At 73.3% G+C, this 14,866-nt stretch carries 21 protein-coding genes and 1 pseudogene; 9 read left to right on the top strand and 13 right to left on the bottom strand.

The features are described from left to right. Positions 1 to 30 precede the first annotated feature (30 nt). Together ACSLIC_RS14805 and ACSLIC_RS14800 are read right to left on the bottom strand one after the other, a co-directional pair. Complete coding sequence (locus ACSLIC_RS14805; protein WP_436738158.1) at positions 31 to 717, bottom strand: ABC transporter ATP-binding protein; 687 nt, start codon at positions 715 to 717, stop codon at positions 31 to 33. After that, positions 714 to 1,802, bottom strand: a complete 1,089-nt coding sequence (locus ACSLIC_RS14800) for an ABC transporter permease (protein WP_436738157.1) — start codon at positions 1,800 to 1,802, stop codon at positions 714 to 716. Before ACSLIC_RS14800 ends, ACSLIC_RS14805 begins: the two co-directional genes overlap by 4 nt. A gap of 262 nt (positions 1,803 to 2,064) precedes the next feature. Between ACSLIC_RS14800 and ACSLIC_RS14795 the strand changes: the two genes are divergently transcribed. Further along, the gene (locus tag ACSLIC_RS14795; protein WP_436738156.1) at positions 2,065 to 3,111 is read left to right on the top strand and encodes a hypothetical protein; all 1,047 of its coding nucleotides are present in this window, start codon (positions 2,065 to 2,067) and stop codon (positions 3,109 to 3,111) included. A gap of 265 nt (positions 3,112 to 3,376) precedes the next feature. Here the strand turns inward: ACSLIC_RS14795 and ACSLIC_RS14790 are convergent, their stop codons facing one another. The 4 genes from ACSLIC_RS14790 to ACSLIC_RS14775 all read right to left on the bottom strand — a co-directional run bounded on the left by ACSLIC_RS14790 (position 3,377) and on the right by ACSLIC_RS14775 (position 5,008). Then, positions 3,377 to 3,589 carry a DUF397 domain-containing protein gene (locus tag ACSLIC_RS14790; protein ID WP_436738155.1) on the bottom strand — a complete coding sequence of 71 codons (213 nt, stop codon included), beginning with the start codon at positions 3,587 to 3,589 and terminating at the stop codon, positions 3,377 to 3,379. Between the two features lie 20 nt (positions 3,590 to 3,609). Next, positions 3,610 to 3,804 (bottom strand): DUF397 domain-containing protein, encoded by a 195-nt coding sequence (locus tag ACSLIC_RS14785; RefSeq protein ID WP_436738154.1) that lies wholly within the window; start codon positions 3,802 to 3,804, stop codon positions 3,610 to 3,612. A 161-nt stretch (positions 3,805 to 3,965) separates the two neighbouring features. Next, positions 3,966 to 4,175, bottom strand: coding sequence for a DUF397 domain-containing protein (locus ACSLIC_RS14780; RefSeq protein WP_436738153.1), 210 nt, complete (start codon positions 4,173 to 4,175; stop codon positions 3,966 to 3,968). Then, on the bottom strand, positions 4,172 to 5,008 hold the full coding sequence (locus tag ACSLIC_RS14775) for a helix-turn-helix domain-containing protein (protein WP_436738152.1): 837 nt from the start codon (positions 5,006 to 5,008) through the stop codon (positions 4,172 to 4,174). The genes ACSLIC_RS14780 and ACSLIC_RS14775 overlap by 4 nt, the downstream gene beginning before the upstream one ends. Before the next feature lie 105 nt (positions 5,009 to 5,113). Here ACSLIC_RS14775 and ACSLIC_RS14770 point away from each other — a divergent pair, with 105 nt between their 5' ends. Genes ACSLIC_RS14770 through ACSLIC_RS14755 form a run of 4 tightly spaced genes read left to right on the top strand, consistent with a single transcriptional unit; the run spans position 5,114 to position 6,055 of the window. Continuing rightward, the gene (locus ACSLIC_RS14770; RefSeq protein WP_436737543.1) at positions 5,114 to 5,305 is read left to right on the top strand and encodes a hypothetical protein; all 192 of its coding nucleotides are present in this window, start codon (positions 5,114 to 5,116) and stop codon (positions 5,303 to 5,305) included. Next, positions 5,302 to 5,457 (top strand): hypothetical protein, encoded by a 156-nt coding sequence (locus ACSLIC_RS14765; protein WP_436738151.1) that lies wholly within the window; start codon positions 5,302 to 5,304, stop codon positions 5,455 to 5,457. The genes ACSLIC_RS14770 and ACSLIC_RS14765 overlap by 4 nt, the downstream gene beginning before the upstream one ends. After that, the gene (locus ACSLIC_RS14760; protein ID WP_436738150.1) at positions 5,454 to 5,900 is read left to right on the top strand and encodes a hypothetical protein; all 447 of its coding nucleotides are present in this window, start codon (positions 5,454 to 5,456) and stop codon (positions 5,898 to 5,900) included. The genes ACSLIC_RS14765 and ACSLIC_RS14760 overlap by 4 nt, the downstream gene beginning before the upstream one ends. Continuing rightward, positions 5,897 to 6,055, top strand: coding sequence for a hypothetical protein (locus tag ACSLIC_RS14755; protein ID WP_436737546.1), 159 nt, complete (start codon positions 5,897 to 5,899; stop codon positions 6,053 to 6,055). The genes ACSLIC_RS14760 and ACSLIC_RS14755 overlap by 4 nt, the downstream gene beginning before the upstream one ends. On the opposite strand, the gene ACSLIC_RS14750 is transcribed toward ACSLIC_RS14755, so the two are convergent. The 3 genes from ACSLIC_RS14750 to ACSLIC_RS14740 form a co-directional block, all read right to left on the bottom strand. Further along, a complete protein-coding gene (locus tag ACSLIC_RS14750) occupies positions 6,042 to 6,608 on the bottom strand; it encodes a VanZ family protein (RefSeq protein ID WP_436738149.1) in 567 nt (188 codons plus the stop codon). The genes ACSLIC_RS14755 and ACSLIC_RS14750 overlap by 14 nt on opposite strands. A gap of 132 nt (positions 6,609 to 6,740) precedes the next feature. Continuing rightward, positions 6,741 to 6,872: a hypothetical protein gene (locus ACSLIC_RS14745; RefSeq protein WP_436738148.1), complete on the bottom strand. Its 132-nt coding sequence runs from the start codon at positions 6,870 to 6,872 to the stop codon at positions 6,741 to 6,743. 174 nt (positions 6,873 to 7,046) lie between these two features. Beyond that, positions 7,047 to 7,670, bottom strand: coding sequence for a histidine phosphatase family protein (locus ACSLIC_RS14740; protein WP_436738147.1), 624 nt, complete (start codon positions 7,668 to 7,670; stop codon positions 7,047 to 7,049). A 410-nt stretch (positions 7,671 to 8,080) separates the two neighbouring features. On the opposite strand from ACSLIC_RS14740, the gene ACSLIC_RS14735 reads away from it, so the two are divergent. Beyond that, complete coding sequence (locus tag ACSLIC_RS14735; protein ID WP_436738146.1) at positions 8,081 to 9,313, top strand: hypothetical protein; 1,233 nt, start codon at positions 8,081 to 8,083, stop codon at positions 9,311 to 9,313. Here the strand turns inward: ACSLIC_RS14735 and ACSLIC_RS14730 are convergent. Together ACSLIC_RS14730 and ACSLIC_RS14725 are read right to left on the bottom strand one after the other, a co-directional pair. Next, positions 9,303 to 9,623 (bottom strand): annotated as a pseudogene (locus ACSLIC_RS14730) (dienelactone hydrolase family protein); the annotation flags it as partial. The gene ACSLIC_RS14735 and the pseudogene ACSLIC_RS14730 overlap by 11 nt on opposite strands. A gap of 40 nt (positions 9,624 to 9,663) precedes the next feature. Continuing rightward, positions 9,664 to 10,287 (bottom strand): DUF4232 domain-containing protein, encoded by a 624-nt coding sequence (locus tag ACSLIC_RS14725; RefSeq protein WP_436740373.1) that lies wholly within the window; start codon positions 10,285 to 10,287, stop codon positions 9,664 to 9,666. A gap of 570 nt (positions 10,288 to 10,857) precedes the next feature. On the opposite strand from ACSLIC_RS14725, the gene ACSLIC_RS14720 reads away from it, so the two are divergent. Then, positions 10,858 to 12,126 carry a sensor histidine kinase gene (locus tag ACSLIC_RS14720; RefSeq protein ID WP_436738145.1) on the top strand — a complete coding sequence of 423 codons (1,269 nt, stop codon included), beginning with the start codon at positions 10,858 to 10,860 and terminating at the stop codon, positions 12,124 to 12,126. Next, complete coding sequence (locus ACSLIC_RS14715; RefSeq protein ID WP_436738144.1) at positions 12,123 to 12,758, top strand: response regulator; 636 nt, start codon at positions 12,123 to 12,125, stop codon at positions 12,756 to 12,758. The genes ACSLIC_RS14720 and ACSLIC_RS14715 overlap by 4 nt, the downstream gene beginning before the upstream one ends. Positions 12,759 to 12,789: 31 nt before the next feature. Here the strand turns inward: ACSLIC_RS14715 and crcB are convergent, their stop codons facing one another. Beyond that, entirely contained in the window at positions 12,790 to 13,167 is a 378-nt protein-coding gene (gene crcB, locus ACSLIC_RS14710) for a fluoride efflux transporter CrcB (protein ID WP_436738143.1), read from the bottom strand. Further along, entirely contained in the window at positions 13,164 to 13,721 is a 558-nt protein-coding gene (locus tag ACSLIC_RS14705) for a fluoride efflux transporter FluC (protein WP_436738142.1), read from the bottom strand. Before ACSLIC_RS14705 ends, crcB begins: the two co-directional genes overlap by 4 nt. Positions 13,722 to 13,897: 176 nt before the next feature. Here ACSLIC_RS14705 and ACSLIC_RS14700 point away from each other — a divergent pair, with 176 nt between their 5' ends. Continuing rightward, positions 13,898 to 14,818: an AurF N-oxygenase family protein gene (locus tag ACSLIC_RS14700; protein ID WP_436738141.1), complete on the top strand. Its 921-nt coding sequence runs from the start codon at positions 13,898 to 13,900 to the stop codon at positions 14,816 to 14,818. The last annotated feature ends 48 nt before the right edge of the window (positions 14,819 to 14,866 follow it).

The raw sequence follows: 14,866 nt of genomic DNA, 5'->3' as shown, positions 1-14,866 counted from the left end.
CGGCCCTCGCCCGTCGACCGCACGCGGTACTCAGCCCACGGGCGCCCCCTGCGCGGTGAGCCGCCCGTCGACCACCCGCACCACCTGGTCCGCCCCGGACAGGTGGTGCGGGTCGTGGGTGACCAGGACGGTGGCGCTGGCGGTGCGGTGGGTGAGGTCGGCGAGCAGGTCGAGGACGGCGGCGCCGCGTTCGTGGTCGAGGGCGCTGGTGGGCTCGTCGACGAGCAGGACGCGGGGGCCGTTCATCAGGGCGCGGGCGATGTTGACGCGCTGGCGCTGGCCGCCGGAGAGCTGGTGGGGGCGGCGGTCGGCCTGCCCGGCGAGGCCGACGGTGTCGAGGAGTTCGCGGGCCTTCTCGCGTGCGGCCGACTTGGGTCGGCCGTCGATGCGGGCCATCACCTGGAGCTGCTCGGCGGCGGTGAGGGCGGGCAGCAGGTTGGGCTGCTGGAAGACGACGCCGATCCGGGAGCGGCGCAGCGCGCTCAGCTCGCCCCGGCCGAGCCCGGCGGTCTCCCGCCCGGCGACGCGGACGGTGCCGCTGTCCGGTGTGATCAGGGTCGCCGCCACCGCGAGCAGGCTGGACTTGCCGGAGCCGGACGGCCCGACCACCGCCGTGAGGCTGCCCTCCGGGACGTACAGGCTGACCCGGTCGAGGGCGGTGAGGCGGCTGTCGCCGTCGGGGTAGGTGAGGGTGACGTCGGTCAGTTCGAGGCTCATCGGGCGCTCCCCAGGGCGGTCAGCGGGTCGACGGAGGTGATGCGGCGGACGGAGAGTGCGGCGCCGAGGGCGCCGAGGGCGATCAGCACGGCGGCCGGGACGAGGACGGTCCCGGGGGACAGCGCGAAGGGCACGGCGGAGCCGGAGACCAGGGCACCGATGCCGGCGGCGAGGCCGGTGCCGAGCAGGGTGCCCGCCGTGAGCAGGACGAGGGCCTGGCCGAGGGCGTCGGTGAGCAGGCTCCGGGTGGAGGCGCCGAGCGCCTTGAGGACGGCGATGTCACCGGCCCGCTGGATGGTCCACACGGTGAAGAAGGCGCCGATGACCAGGGCCGAGATGGCGAAGAGGAAGCCCCGCATGAGTTGCAGCGAGCCGTTCTCGGAGGCGTAGGAGCCGATGGCGGCGAGCGAGTCGCCGGTGGTGACGGTCCGCGTCCCGGCGGCCTGGTCGGCGGCGGGGACGGCGGCGGGGTCCGCGTCCACGGCGATGACGGTGGCCGTCGTGGCGGAGCGCCCGCCTTCGGCGGCGCCGGGGGCGAGGTGCTGCCAGTCGGCGAGGTGGGTCCAGACCACGGGCAGGTGGCTGTAGGCGTCGTCACCGCCGATCGACCGTACGGTGAACTCCCGTCCGGCAACCGCCACTTCGGCGCCCGAACGGTCGACGCCCAGTTCCTCGGCGGCCGGCTCCGTCAGCGCGATCTCGCCCTCGCGGACGCTCCCGGCGCCGATCCCGGAGTCGGGTCGTACGCCGAAGGCGGCGACCGAGGCGTGCCGGTCGCCCGCCGCCGCGCGCACCGAGGCGATGCCGACCGGTTCGGCCGAGCGCACCCCGTCGGCACGCCCGAGCCGCTGCCACTGCTCCTCGCGGACGACGGACGAGGCGTACGACAGGTCCTCGCCCCCGGCCGGTTCGGCGAAGGCGACCCGGTCGACGGGGAGGCGGGTGACCGCCGAGATGTTCTGCTGCCCGAGTCCGGCCGTCAGTCCCGACAGCAGCCCCACCAGCAGCGTGATCAGCACGATCACGGCCCCCATCAGCGCGAACCGCCCCTTGGCGAATCGCAGGTCCCGCCATGCGACGTACATCCCGCCTCACACCTCCTTCGGCCTCGCGGCCACTCGGCTTCCGTGGTTCAACGGTCGCCGCCCGAGGGGGTCGCGGGCATCGCGCGCGGGATGGCACTCCCGGAGCCGAAGTGGGGAGGGGCGCCTCCACCTTTCGGTTGACCCGCGCGGGCCGTTGCCCGTTCGATCAATCGCCCCTGCCCGTACGTACCTGGCGCCAACTGCTCCCGACTATGTAGACAGACAGAAGGAGCTGGGCGTCCCAGCGCCGGGGGGGTTCTTCTTGCACACTCACGAGAACGCGAAAGCCGCCGAGGTGCGCGGCGGACGTGCCTCCGCGTGCGCACCCTCCGCCGCCCGTCCCACCCCGCTGCTCCGCCTGCAGACCACGGCCGGCAACGCCGCAGTTGTCCAGATGCTTCGGCAGGCCGGTCACCCCTGGGCCCAGCCCGCCGCGCCCCGTCCACCGGCCGTCGTCCAGCGCGTGGGGGAAGCACCTGACCCGGCGGTCGAGTCCGAGTATCGGCTGGGCGTCGCCGCCACGCTGGAACGGACCATCAACGACGACGTGAAGGACCGGCTGGGCGCCGAAGGGCTGCATCTGAGTATCGGCGGTGGCGGCGGGGTGGCGGCGCTGCGGGCCGAGCGGCCCGTCCAAGACCTCGACCTGCGACTCCATATATCCGGCGCCCAGGGCGCCGACCCGGAATTTCGCCAGGAGGTCATCACGTACCTCCAGGCCCTCCTGCAGGACAAGGCGGACGACACCGTCGGCGGCACGACGGTGCGGGGCACGTTCGGTGGCGCGGAGGTCAGTGTCACGCTCGGCGAAGTGCCCACGCAGACCCGGGACATGTACGTACATGAGAGCCCCGCACGGGTTCCCTTGACGGTGGTGGCACCGCTGCGTCTGTTCACCGACAAGGTGGCCGCCTTCGCCACGCGCAAGGAGAAGGAGGGGGAGGACTTGGTGGAGAAGCGGCAGCGGGATGCCCGTGACCTGCTGACGCTCTACCCGCAGGTCACCGCCGGGAACGGGCTGGCGGACGTGCTGACCGCACACCTCGACGACCAGCAACTCATTCATCAAGGCCTGAAAAAAGCAGCCCCGTTCAAACAACAGTTGGACCGCTACAAGAAGGACCACCCGGACACGTTCGACGACCAGCAGTGGACGCTCCTCAGAGAGATCGCGCGCATCCTGGCCGATGTCGCCAAACAACAGCGAAAGCCCAAGGGCGAGGCCGCAGCGCAACAGGCAGGCGAGTCGTCGAACACCTCCAAGGAGGCCAAGCGGGCCAGACGGCAGCAGAGGCTCGCGGAGCGATAGCGCCGAGCTGACACCTTCCGGCCCGTGGTGTCCGGGATGGTTCGGTGTGGAGGGCGGATGCGAGTGCGGGCACGACTTCGGTGGTCATGTAGGTGCCGACCAGCTCAGCAAGTCCATGCAGACGGCTGCTCGCTCCGCCGAGCGTAAGCCGCACCCCGGCCCCGCGCGAGGGCGCCTCCGCGCCATGGCCGAAACCGCGAGGAGCCCCGCCACCCCTCCCGCAACGGGAGGCGGACGGGGCTTCCTTGAGCGCTGTTCGCCGAGGTCAGGCCGAGCGGAACCCGCCCGCCTTGACACCCGCCACGAAGGAGGAGAACGCGGCGGCCCGAACGTCCAGCACCGGGCCACTCACGACCTTCGAGTCACGGACGGGGACGGTACCGCGCGAGGCGACGAGGTTCGTGGCGACCTCCACGCAGTTGCCACCGTTACTGCTGTACGAGGACGTGAACCAGCGGGGGGATTCGGTCGTCGTCACAGGCTGCTGCCTTTCCGTCGTCACGGCTGCCGGACCATGGACACGAACGCCGCGAACGCCGCGACCGGCACCGCCAGCACCGCTCCACCCCGGTCCTTCGAGTCCCGGACGGGGACGACGCCCTGCGAGGCGGCCAAGTTGGTAGCCACCTCCACGCAAGTGCCGCCGTTGTTGCTGTACGAGGACGTGAACCAACGCGGGGACGTGTGCGCCATGGAGGTACCCCTTCGCAGACGGCTGCTCGTCCGCCGAGCGTAAGCCGCACCTCCGCCCCGCGCGAGGGCGCCTCCGCACCATGGCCGAAACAGCGAGGAGCCCCGCCACCCCTCCCGCGACGGGAGGTGGACGGGGCTTCCTTGAGCGCTGTTCGCCGAGGTCAGGCCGAGCGGAACTCGCCCGCCTTGACGCCCGCCACGAAGGAGGAGAACGCGGCGGCCCGAACGTCCAGCACCGGGCCGCTCACGACCTTCGAGTCACGGACGGGGACGGTGCCGCGCGAGGCGACGAGGTTGGTGGCGACCTCGACGCACTGGCCACCGTTGTTGCTGTACGAGGACTTGAACCAGCGGGGGGATTCGGTCGTCACGGTGAGCCCTTTCGAAACTGGTTGATCATGGCCACGGATGCCGCCTGGGACGGCGCTTCGGCCTGAAGCTGATGGTAGGCCGTCAGCAGGGGCAAGACCGACGTGCTTTCCCGCTCCAGATGCCCCTGCTGGGCCGACTCGGCGTACGACATGAGCGACCGGTCCGGCATCGTAAGCAAGGTTATCGGCAGGTCGAAGGGGCGTCGCCCACCCATGTCGAAAGTCGCCACCTGAAGCACCGTGTTCGGCAGGTCCGCGAACTCGACCAAGCGCGCCAACTGGGCATCCATGACCTCCGGGCTTCCGATGGGTCGACGGAGGCAGCCCTCATCCAGCACCACGAAGACGAGTGGCGGAGACTGCCGCTTGAGCACCATCTGACGTTCGGCGATCAAGCTGACCCGCTCGTCCGCCTGTTCAGGTGTGATCACCCCGCGCTTGACCGCGCTCTGCGCGAGGGCCTCGGCGTACGCCGGCGTCTGGAGCAGACCGGGCATGACGCCCACCTCGTACAGCCGGATCTCTGCCGCCCGAGCCTCGTACCCGATGAACTGCGGAAAGCCCTCCAGCAAGCTCCCCTGCTTCATCTCGCGCCACATGCGCTCGAATGACTCCTCGGCCCCTGATATGCCGAAGGCGTGATCAAGTCGACGCGATAGACGCAAGGTCGGAGACTTCCGACCGGTTTCCACGGCCGACATATGCGAGCTGGCATATTCGACCTTGTCGGCCACTTCCTGCTGTGTCCAGGCAAAACCCTCTCTCACCTTGCGCAAATGCGCGCCATAGGCAGCCTGCGGGCTGCTTTCCGGAGCCAGCTCCTTGCGGTTCAAGGAGCATCACCAACCTTCCGTTCCCAACTGTCACGTTGATCGCACGGCGACACTGGGTCAGCCTGAGTGCTCCCGGTAGCGGAACAGCTACAGAGAGGAACAAGCATGCCTGGAAACAGCGTTGCCCCGGACGGGAACGCGGCAACTGCCCGCCTCGTCTGCCGCACCTGCGAGGAGTACCGGCACGGCGAGGCGGCGGCCAACGCCGAACGGGACTGGAGCAGGGCGACCGACTGCCGCGTCCTGCTCAGACACCACCAGGACTCAGCCGATTGCGTGGCCCCGGAGCCCCGGTGACCACCCCCACCCCGCCGGACCCCTCCCCCGGCGAACCGGACGAGCCCGGCGAACCCGGCGAACCCGACGAGGGCTCCCCTCAGATGCGGAGCCTGCGCGCCCGCGTCACCGAGGAGAACCGCCTGCGCCGCTGGCTCCGCCGCGCCATATGACCGACACCCGCACACCGACGGGCGTCGCATACCTCGTCGAGGTCCACGGCGGCGCAGCCGCCTCCTCCGTGTTCCTCCGCGGGACCGTCACCCCCAACCGCCGCCTCGCCCTGCGCTGGCTGCGCCACCAGGCCCACCGCCTCGCCGACGCCCTCGACCCCGACCCCCACACCACCCGCCTACCCGCCGGCGCCCTGCGCCCGGCACCCCCCACCACCGAACACGCCCCCACCCAACTCCGCTTCTGGGCAGCCGATCCCGACTACGCCGAGGAAGCCACCGACCGCCTGACCACCGACTACCCCTACCACTTCACCGCCCGCCAAGGCCCGACCTGGTACCAGCTCACCGCCCGCCCCCTGCACACCCCCTCCACCCCGTCCGGCCGCCCGCGTGACGGCGGCGGCCGGACGGCCCCACCCACCCCCAGGAGCCACCCATGACCCAGCCGAACCCCACCCCCGACAACAACCAGCCCGACCAGCCCGACGAGCCCGAGCCCCTCCCCGCCCCCGAACCCGACACCCCGACCACCCCTCGCTACGTCCGCTGCCCCATGCTCGCCTGCGGCAGACTCCACGAGATCACCGAACTCTGAGACCGCGAGGCCGCCGGGACCGTGGTCGCCTTCGCCCGCCTCCGACGGACCCCGAAGGACCGCGCCCGGCCAATGCCCCGGGGGCGGTCACCAGCCGGGCGGACCGGGCTCCGGTCCCCGTGCCTCGTATCGGGCCCAGAGCTTCGTACGTCCCGCCCGGCCACCGCCCGGCCACGGCGCAGCCGACGCCGAGGGCGGCCCCGGCGGTGTTGCAGAGTACGTCGTCCACGTCGGCCGACCGCCCGGCCAGCGCGGCCAACTGCGCCAGTTCGATCAGCGCGGAGAGCGCCGCGTACTGCCCGACCAGCGCCCACGGCCGCAGGTTGCGCCGGCCGCCCGAGGTCTGGAGCACGGGCAGCGGGGCGAACATCAGCGCGTTGGCGATCAGTGTCAGCCGTACCGCCTCCCGCTGCGGCTCGTACATCCCCGCGCCCGACAGGCTGAGCACCCCGGCCCCCGACACCCCCTGCACGGAACCCGCCTGGGACCACAACGGCTCCGTCGGTACGACGGTCACCGCCAGCACCACCCCCAGCACCCCCCACCACCACACCCGCGCGACCTTCCGCGCCGTCCGCCGCGCCCGCCACCCACACCTCGAACCCGCACACGATCGCGACCAGCACCACGAGGAACCCGGCGACGCTCCAGGGGCTCACGGCGTAGATCACCGTCCACGGGGGCATCAGCCACCGCACTGCCCGTCAGGGAACCACTGGCTCACGAAGGTGAAGCCCTGGTCGGCCATCCGCGCCCGGATATCGGTCAGGACCACGGCCCCGACGAAGGAGCCCACGCTCCGGTACTGGTTCGCCATGCCCCCACGGTCGCCACGCGCACTCGCCGTGCCCCCCGACCACCCCCCGATTCACCCTTCGGGACGACAAGTCGTACTGACAGGAGGATGCGCCGGGCGGCGTCGGCACGGCGCGGGCGGGTCGGTCGGCTCGGCCGCCCCCTGCCGGCCTGCGGCAGACTCCGACGACGCGCGTCACACGTCGGCCCGCGACTCCCCCGGAAACCCCGTCCACCGCAGCTCTTCCGGCAGGTGTCCCAGGTCGTTGAAGAGCATCAGGGCGGTGGGGCGGCCCGGGGTGTAGCGGATGAGGGTCAGGCCGGTGTGGGCGTGGTTGAGGCCGATCCAGCGCCAGGGCGGGGCGTCGAGGGCGTCGCGGACCAGCCAGGCGGCGAGGAAGGCGTGGGTGACGAGGAGTTCGTGGCGGACCTCGTCCCCGTCGGCCGGGCCGGTGAACCGCCGCTGGGCCGCGCGGGCGAGTCCCGGCCCGGGGTCGCGTTCCTCGGCGGGGAACCCCGCGAGGCGTTCGAGTGTGGCGTCGGCCGATTCGGCGGGCAGTTCCTCGCGCCCGGGGAGGTAGGGGAGGTAGTCCCCCGCCTCCTCGGCGGCCTGGGGCCGTACGTCCCCGGCCTGATCGGCGACGAGCCGCGCCGTCTGCGCCGCCCGCGCCAACGGCCCGTGGTGCACGGCGGCCAGCGGTACTCCGGCCAGCCGCTCTCCGAGCAGGACCGCCTGGCGCCGCCCGGCGTCGGTGAGCCCGGTCTCATCGGGGGTGGCCTCGGCGTGGCGGGTGACGTAGAGGTAGCGGGTGGCGGGCATCGCGGGGACTCCTCGCGGTAGGGGGCGCGCAGATCCGGACGACGGGGGCACCCGGGGGGTGCGCGGGTTGGTCAGGGGGACGCGAGGGCGCGTGAGGCGGTTCCGCACGCCCCCGCGAGGGGCGGCCAGGTGTCGAGCCTCGGGCTCCGAGCCTCGGGCTCCGAGCTTCGGGCCTCGGGCTTCGAGCCCTCTTCCACCCCGGCGGGTCCCGGGGGTTTCCGGGGGGTGAAAACCACCCTCCCGCCCGCCCCAACCCCACCTGACACCAGGGCAGATCACATTCGGTGATCGGGTTGCGCCCGATGGTGAGGACGCTCTAGGTTCGCGATAAGCAATCGACCCCGGGCAGCGTTGCAGCGCTGACACCGGGGTCTGACCATCACGAAGCCCAAAGAGAAAGCCCTTCGCTCATGGCTACTCCGCAGTTTAGTGCTGCCTCCCTTCCCGCACCCCACCCCCGCGCCTGCGAGGGCTACGGAAAGCGGTACCCGGACGCACAACCGCCCTCCACCGCCCCCGACTTCACCCGGCTCCCGACCCGCGAGGCGGCCATCGCCTCGTACATCGACCGCCTCCCCGAGGGCGCGGCCATGGGCTACAAGACCCTCGCCAACGTCCTCCCCGCCTACGGCCAGCAGGCGTGCGCCTCGGCCCTGCGCGCGCTGAGCGCCGCCGGTCACCTGCGCCGCGTCCGCGAACACCTGACGCTGCACGACCGGACGATGCGCTGGGTGACGCGCACGTACTGGTCCCGCGAGCCGCACGACGACTCCTGGTGGGCGGAGTTCGTCCGCCGGATCAAGGGCATCGACATCACGGGCGCCCGGGGCGAGGGGCTGGCGCGGGTCGAACGGGGGGCGGGCGAGGCACCCGGGTTCGCGGCCGTGGTGGCCGCCCCCGCGCGGCACACCCCGGCTGCCGCCGCGTCGGGCACGCCGGGTGCCGCCACGCCGCCCGCCGCCGCGCCGGACACGCCGGATGCGCCGCCCGTCGCCGTGCCGGAGGCGCCGGAAGCCCAGGTCGAGGCGGCGGAAGCGGCTCCCGGGGGCCTGGCGGAGCGCCCGGCCTGGCTCGCCCATCCCGACGAGGCGCGCCCTGCGCCTCGTACCGAGCAGCCCCGTACCGAGGCCCCCACCCCGGACCCGGACCCGGCCCCGGAGGCCGCTCTCAGCACCCCCGGCTACCGCGCCCTCGCCCGCCTCGCCCACACCGAGCCGCGCCTGACGCTCTCCGCCGCCGAATGCGCCGCCCTCGCGCCCGTCGCCGACCAGTGGCTCCAGCGGCGCGTACGCCCTGAGCACCTGGCCCTCGCCCTGACCTCGGGCCTCCCCCAGGGGCCCATCCACAGCCCCGCCGCCTTCCTGCGCTCCCGACTGGAGAAGAAGATGCCCCCGCTGCCCGCCGACTCCGCCCCCGCCTCGGACGAGGAGAACGCCGCCCAGCCCGGCCGCGTCACCCGCGTCATCATGATCTGCACCACCTGCGACCAGGACGAGACCACCGTCCCCCTCACCGACGGCCTCTGCCCGGAGTGCCACGCCCTCCTCGCCGACGAACTCACCGGCCCCGCGCCCGCGCGGCCCCGCGCCAGCGGCCCGGAGACCCCCGTGGGCGAAGTGGCCGCCCTGTTCCTCAACCGCTGACCACCCTCCGTTCCAGGAGGGGCAGCAGACGGTCCCAGTGCCGGGCCAGCCCGGCCGGGTCGAAGGCGTCGGTGTCGCGCAGGGTGAACCCGTGCACGGTGCCGGGGGAGATCTCGGAGGTGTGGCGGACGCCCGCCGCGTCCAGGGCCCAGTTCACCTCCGCCCGCGCCTCCGGCGTCAGGTCGGACGCGGCGTGGCCGAGGTGGACCTCGGCGGTGATCGGCGACAGGAGCCCGTGCAGCCCCTCCGGCCCGCCCCCGACCACCGGGCTGTGGAACCCGGCGACGGCCGCCACCCGCTCCGGGTACGCCTGCCACTCCCCCGGCGCCCGCTCCAGACGGGCCGCCCACTCAGACGAGCTCGGGAACGGCCCCGGCGGGGTCGCTGGTCCAGTTGGTGACGACGGGCTTCTGAACGGTGGCGGTGTCGGGGAGCTTGAGCGTCACCATGTCGCTCTCCTTCATGACGGCGATGGTGACGTTGTCAATTTCCAAGCCGCTGTCGCTGTTCGTGGTCTTGGGGTTGATACCGGCGTACGCCTTGGCGGAGCCGCTGAGCTTGATGGCGGGCAGGCCGCCCTGTCCGATCCCCTCCGCGACACCGCTGGCGTGGGTGCCGAAGTTGACGTAGAGGGTGTGGGGCTCCAGCAAGCAGGTGATGCCGGGCTGAGCCTTGGCGGTGAGGAGGTAGTAGCCACCGGCCTGGGTCTCCGCAGTGACCGTGAGGTCCAGGTCGTTGGTGCCACAGGTCTGCTGGACGCCCTTGTCGCCGCCGTCGGCAGGCTTGGAGGAGCCGCCGGAACCGGAGTCGGAACCGCCGTCGGCGTTGCTGCCGCTGCCGGCAGGAGCAGACGACGCGCTGTCAGCAGCCGCGCGGTCTTCGGGGTCGCACGCGGTGGAGGTGGCGGCGATGGCCGTCACTGCCGCGGCGGCGAGGACGAGGCGGGTGGAACGGGCGGCGAGGCGCGAACGCATCATGGTCTCCAACGACTTTCGGTGGCGGGGCTGCTCCCCTGCTTGCACCGATGACACTACGGACCAGGTCATCTCGAAACGATCCTGCATATGTCCGGGTTCTGCTTCAGCACGATCGGTTCTGTCGACCGGCAGACAGCCCATCAGCACCGCGTACCAGCCGGGCGCGAAGCGGCATCCTCCGGCGTAGGCGACGATCAGGCCCATCCGCGCCCGCTACGAAAGCGGTCGGAAGCCACTGGGCCAGCATCAGTCGTCGCACCGTGCGACCGCGCAGCATCGCCCGGACCGTGGCGGGGGCTGCGCTCTCGTCGGCGGCCGCAAACGGCGCTGGGGCGCCAGCCGTGAGCCCGGCGGCGATCCGCCGGACACCGCTGGGAACGGGCATCAGGCCATCGCGAACGTGGCAACGTACTCGTCGAAGGGCGACGGCTCGGAGACGTCGGCCGGCCGGTGAGCCCGTCCCTCGTTCCGCCTTTCGGTCGATGGCCGAGCCCCCTCCCTTCCGTACCGTGGAAGGACGGCCGCCCCTCGTCGGCGGCCGGCCGACCCCGCCGTCCGGAGTGCACCGTGCCCAGCACCATCCCCGCCCGCGCCCCCGCGCGCTCTTCCCTCGCCACCCCCGCCCCCCGGGTCCTCGCCTGGTGCCTGCACCTGCTGGTCGCGGCGCTGCTGGTGATGGCGGTGGGGCGGGCCGTGGTCGTGGGTGGCGGGCAGGCGTGGGCGGTCGGGGTGGTGGGGGCGGCGTTCGGGGCGGCGTACGCGGTGGGGCCGGTGGTGCCGGGGGTGCGGAGGTCGCGGCGGGGAGCCGTGGTGTGGCTGGTCGGGGTGGGGGTGCTGTGGGCGGGGCTGCTGACGTTGACGGCGGACGCGATGTGGCTGGCGTTCCCGTTGTTCTTCGTGCAGTTGCATCTGCTGGCGGGGCGGGCGGGGCCGCTGGCGGTGGCGCTGACGACGGGGGTCGCGGTCTGCGCGTACGCGGCGCATCAGGGCCGGTTCACGGCGGCGGCGGCGATCGGGCCGGTGATCGGGGCGGCGGTGGCGGTCGCGGTGGTCCGGGGTTATCAGGCGCTGTACCGGGAGAGCGAGCAGCGGCGGCGGCTCATCGAGGAGCTGACCCGGGCGCGGGCCGACCTGGCGGCGGCGCAGCACACGGCCGGGGTGCTGGCCGAGCGGGAGCGGCTGGCGCGGGAGATCCACGACACGCTGGCGCAGGGGCTGAGCAGCATCCAGTTGCTGCTGCGCGCGGCCCAGCGGACGCTGGGCGACGGGGACGGCGGTTCGGACGGTGCCGCGCGGTACGTCGAACAGGCCCGCCAGGCCGCCGCCGACAACCTCGCCGAGGCCCGCCGGTTCGTCGCCGCCCTCGCCCCGCAGGACCTGGACGGGACCACGCTGGCCGGCGCTCTGGAGCGGCTCTGCGCCACCACCTCGGCCACCTCGCCGGTGGCCGTGCGCTTCCACCTGGCCCACGACCCGGGCCCGCTGCCCGCCGCGTACGAGGTGGCGCTGCTGCGGATCGCGCAGGCGGCGCTCGGCAACACCGTGCGGCACGCCGGGGCGCGTACGGCCGAGGTGACACTGAGCGGGCTCGGGGACGCGGTGGCGCTGGACGTGGTGGACGACGGCCGGGGGTTCGACCCGGCCGCCGTGCCCGCGCCCGACCCGGACCGGGGCGGCTTCGGCATCCCCGCGATGCGCGCCCGGACCCGCGCGCTGGGCGGCGCCCTGACCATCGAGTCCCGCCCGGGCGCGGGCACGGCGGTCGCCGCCCAACTGCCCCTTCCGCCCGCCGTTTCCGACCTCGTACCCGACCCCGTACCGGAGGCCCCGCGATGACCGCCATCCGCCTGCTGCTCGCCGACGACCACCCGATCGTGCGGGCGGGGCTGCGCGCCGTACTGGAGACCGAGCCGGACTTCGAGATCGCCGGGGAGGCCGCCAGCGCGGAGGAGGCGGTGGCGCTGGCCGAGCGGCTGGCGGTCGACGTCGTGCTCATGGACCTCCAGTTCGGGCCCGGCGCGCGGATGAACGGCTCGCAGGCCACCGCCGCGATCACCGCCCGGCCCGGCGCGCCGCGCGTCCTGGTGGTGACCACGTACGACTCGGACGCCGACACGCTCCCGGCGATCGAGGCGGGTGCCACCGGCTACCTGCTCAAGGACGCCCCGCCGGAGGAACTGGCCGAAGCGGTCCGTACGGCGGCGGCCGGCCGCACCACGCTGGCGCCCGCCGTCGCCGACCGGCTGCTGCGCCGCATGCGCACCCCGGGTACGGCGCTGAGCAGCCGCGAGACGGAGGTGCTGGGCCTGGTCGCGGAGGGCATGTCCAACCTCCGCGTCAGCGAACGCCTCCACCTGAGCCAGGCCACGGTCAAGTCCCACCTGGTGCACATCTACGCCAAGCTCGGCGTCGACTCCCGTACGGCGGCGGTCGCGGCGGCCCTGGAACGCGGCCTGATCCGGCGCTGAGCGGCCCCCGGGCCCGTGGCCGTGCGCGCGGTCAGCCGCCCCAGAGCGCTCGCGCCGCCCCGAGCCCCGTGGCGGCGGCGCCCAGGGCGGCGCTGACGCTGAGGGCCGCGTTGGCGAAGGCCGCGCCGCGAGCGCCGGTCTCGGCCAGGCGCAGGGTCTCGTAGGAGAAGGTCGAGTACGTGGTGTACGCGCCGCAGAGCCCGGTGCCGGCGAAGAGCAGCAGGTGGTCGGAGGCGGCCCCGGTGAGCAGGGCGCCCATCAGCACGCCGAGGACGAGGGAGCCGCTGACGTTGACGGCGAGGGTGCCCCAGGGGAAGCCGGAGGTGTGCCGGCGCTGGACAGCACGGTCCACCAGGTACCGCAAGGGTGCGCCGATCATGCCGCCGGCGACGACGAGCAGCCAGGTCACGCCGGACTCCGTTCCGCCCGGCCGAGCCGGACCGCCCGGCGGGTGGACCACGCCGCGGCGGTGACGGCGGCGAGCGCGGCGGCGACGGTGAGCCCGAGGGTGCCCAGAGCGCGGCCGGGGTGACCGCCGTCGAACAGGGTCCGCACGTCGACGGCGTAGGCGGAGAAGGTGGTGAAGCCACCGAGCACCCCGGTGCCGAGGAAGGGCCGCACCAGCCGGGGCGCCTGCGGCCACACCTCGGTGAGCAGCGCCATCAGCACGCCCATGGCCGCGCATCCGACGACGTTGACGACGAGGACCGTCCAGGGGAAGGCCCCGGCCGCCCCCGGCCACAGCACGGTCGCCCCGTACCGGAGAGCGGCCCCCGCCCCACCCCCGAGCGAGACGGCGAGGAGCACGGGCACCTGGCTCCCGGGGCGCGCCCCCCGCGCCGGGCCGGGTTCGAGGTCGGGGTCGGCCGGTTCGGGAGGCGGGGGCGGGAGGTCGGCGCGGTGCGGGGCGGGGACGGACTCCGGGCGGCCTTCGGGCGACCGGCCGTCGCAGGGGCGGGGCATGAAGGGAGACTAGGCGAACCCGGTGGCCCCGGCCCCGGGCTGACCGCCTCCCCGCGCCCCCTGTCGACGTTCTGTAAATAACGGCGTCCGAGGGGTTCCCTCGGATGACGGGCCTTCTTACCATCGGTAACACCACGCGTGTGGTAGCGCCCGAATCCGGACGAAGGGGCCGTTCCATGGCAACGACCGACGCACAGCCCGCCGCCCAGGACGAGGGCGGGCGCGACATCGACGACATCACCCGCCGGCTGCTGGAGTCCTCGGCGAAGCTCTCCTACGACCCGGCCACCGAGGTGGACTGGGAGACCCCGCTCGACACGTCCTTCCACGGCATGAGCCCGGAGTGGAGCTCGCTCTACGGCACGCGCTACTGGGACGAACTGACGGAGGACCAGCGCAAGGAGCTGACCCGGCAGGAGTCCGGGTCGGTGGCGAGTACCGGGATCTGGTTCGAGGTGATCCTCCAGCAGATGGTGCTGCGGGACATCTACGCCAAGGACCCGGGCAGCCCCGAGTTCCAGTGGGCGCTGACCGAGATCGCCGACGAGTGCCGGCACTCCATCATGTTCGCGCGCGGCGTCCGCAAGCTCGGCGCCCCGGCCTACAAGCCGCGCCGCGCGGTGAGGGAGCTGGGCCGCCTCTTCAAGACGCTGGCGGTCGGCGAGGCCGCGTACGCCTCGATCCTCGTCGCCGAGGAGGTCCTCGACGTGATGCAGCGCGACTGGATGCGCGACGAGCGGGTGGTGCCGTTCGTGCGCACCATCAACAACATCCACGTCGTCGAGGAATCGCGGCACATGAAGTTCGCCCGCGACGAGACGCTCAAACGGCTGGAGAAGGCGGGCTGGCTGCGCCGCAACGTCCAGGCCGTGGTCATCGCCGTCTGCGCGTACTTCGTCATCACCAGCATGTGGAACCGCGACGTGTACCGCAACGCCGGACTCGACACCGAGCGGGCCCTCGCCGAGGCCAAGGCCAACCGGCACCACAAGTCCATGATCCGCTCCAGCTGCTCGGGGCTGATGGACTTCCTCGCCTCCGCCCGGCTCCTCACCCGCCCCGCGGCGGCGGTCTACCGGCGGGCCAACCTGCTCTGACCCGCCCCGGCGACGACACGGCGACGGGCCGCGCGCCCGCCGCCGTCG

The organism is Streptomyces sp. BBFR102, assembly GCF_051397025.1.
Lineage (GTDB): Bacteria > Actinomycetota > Actinomycetes > Streptomycetales > Streptomycetaceae > Streptomyces.
Note: the sequence above shows the minus strand (reverse complement) of the source record. Positions and strands in the feature narration are given on the sequence as shown.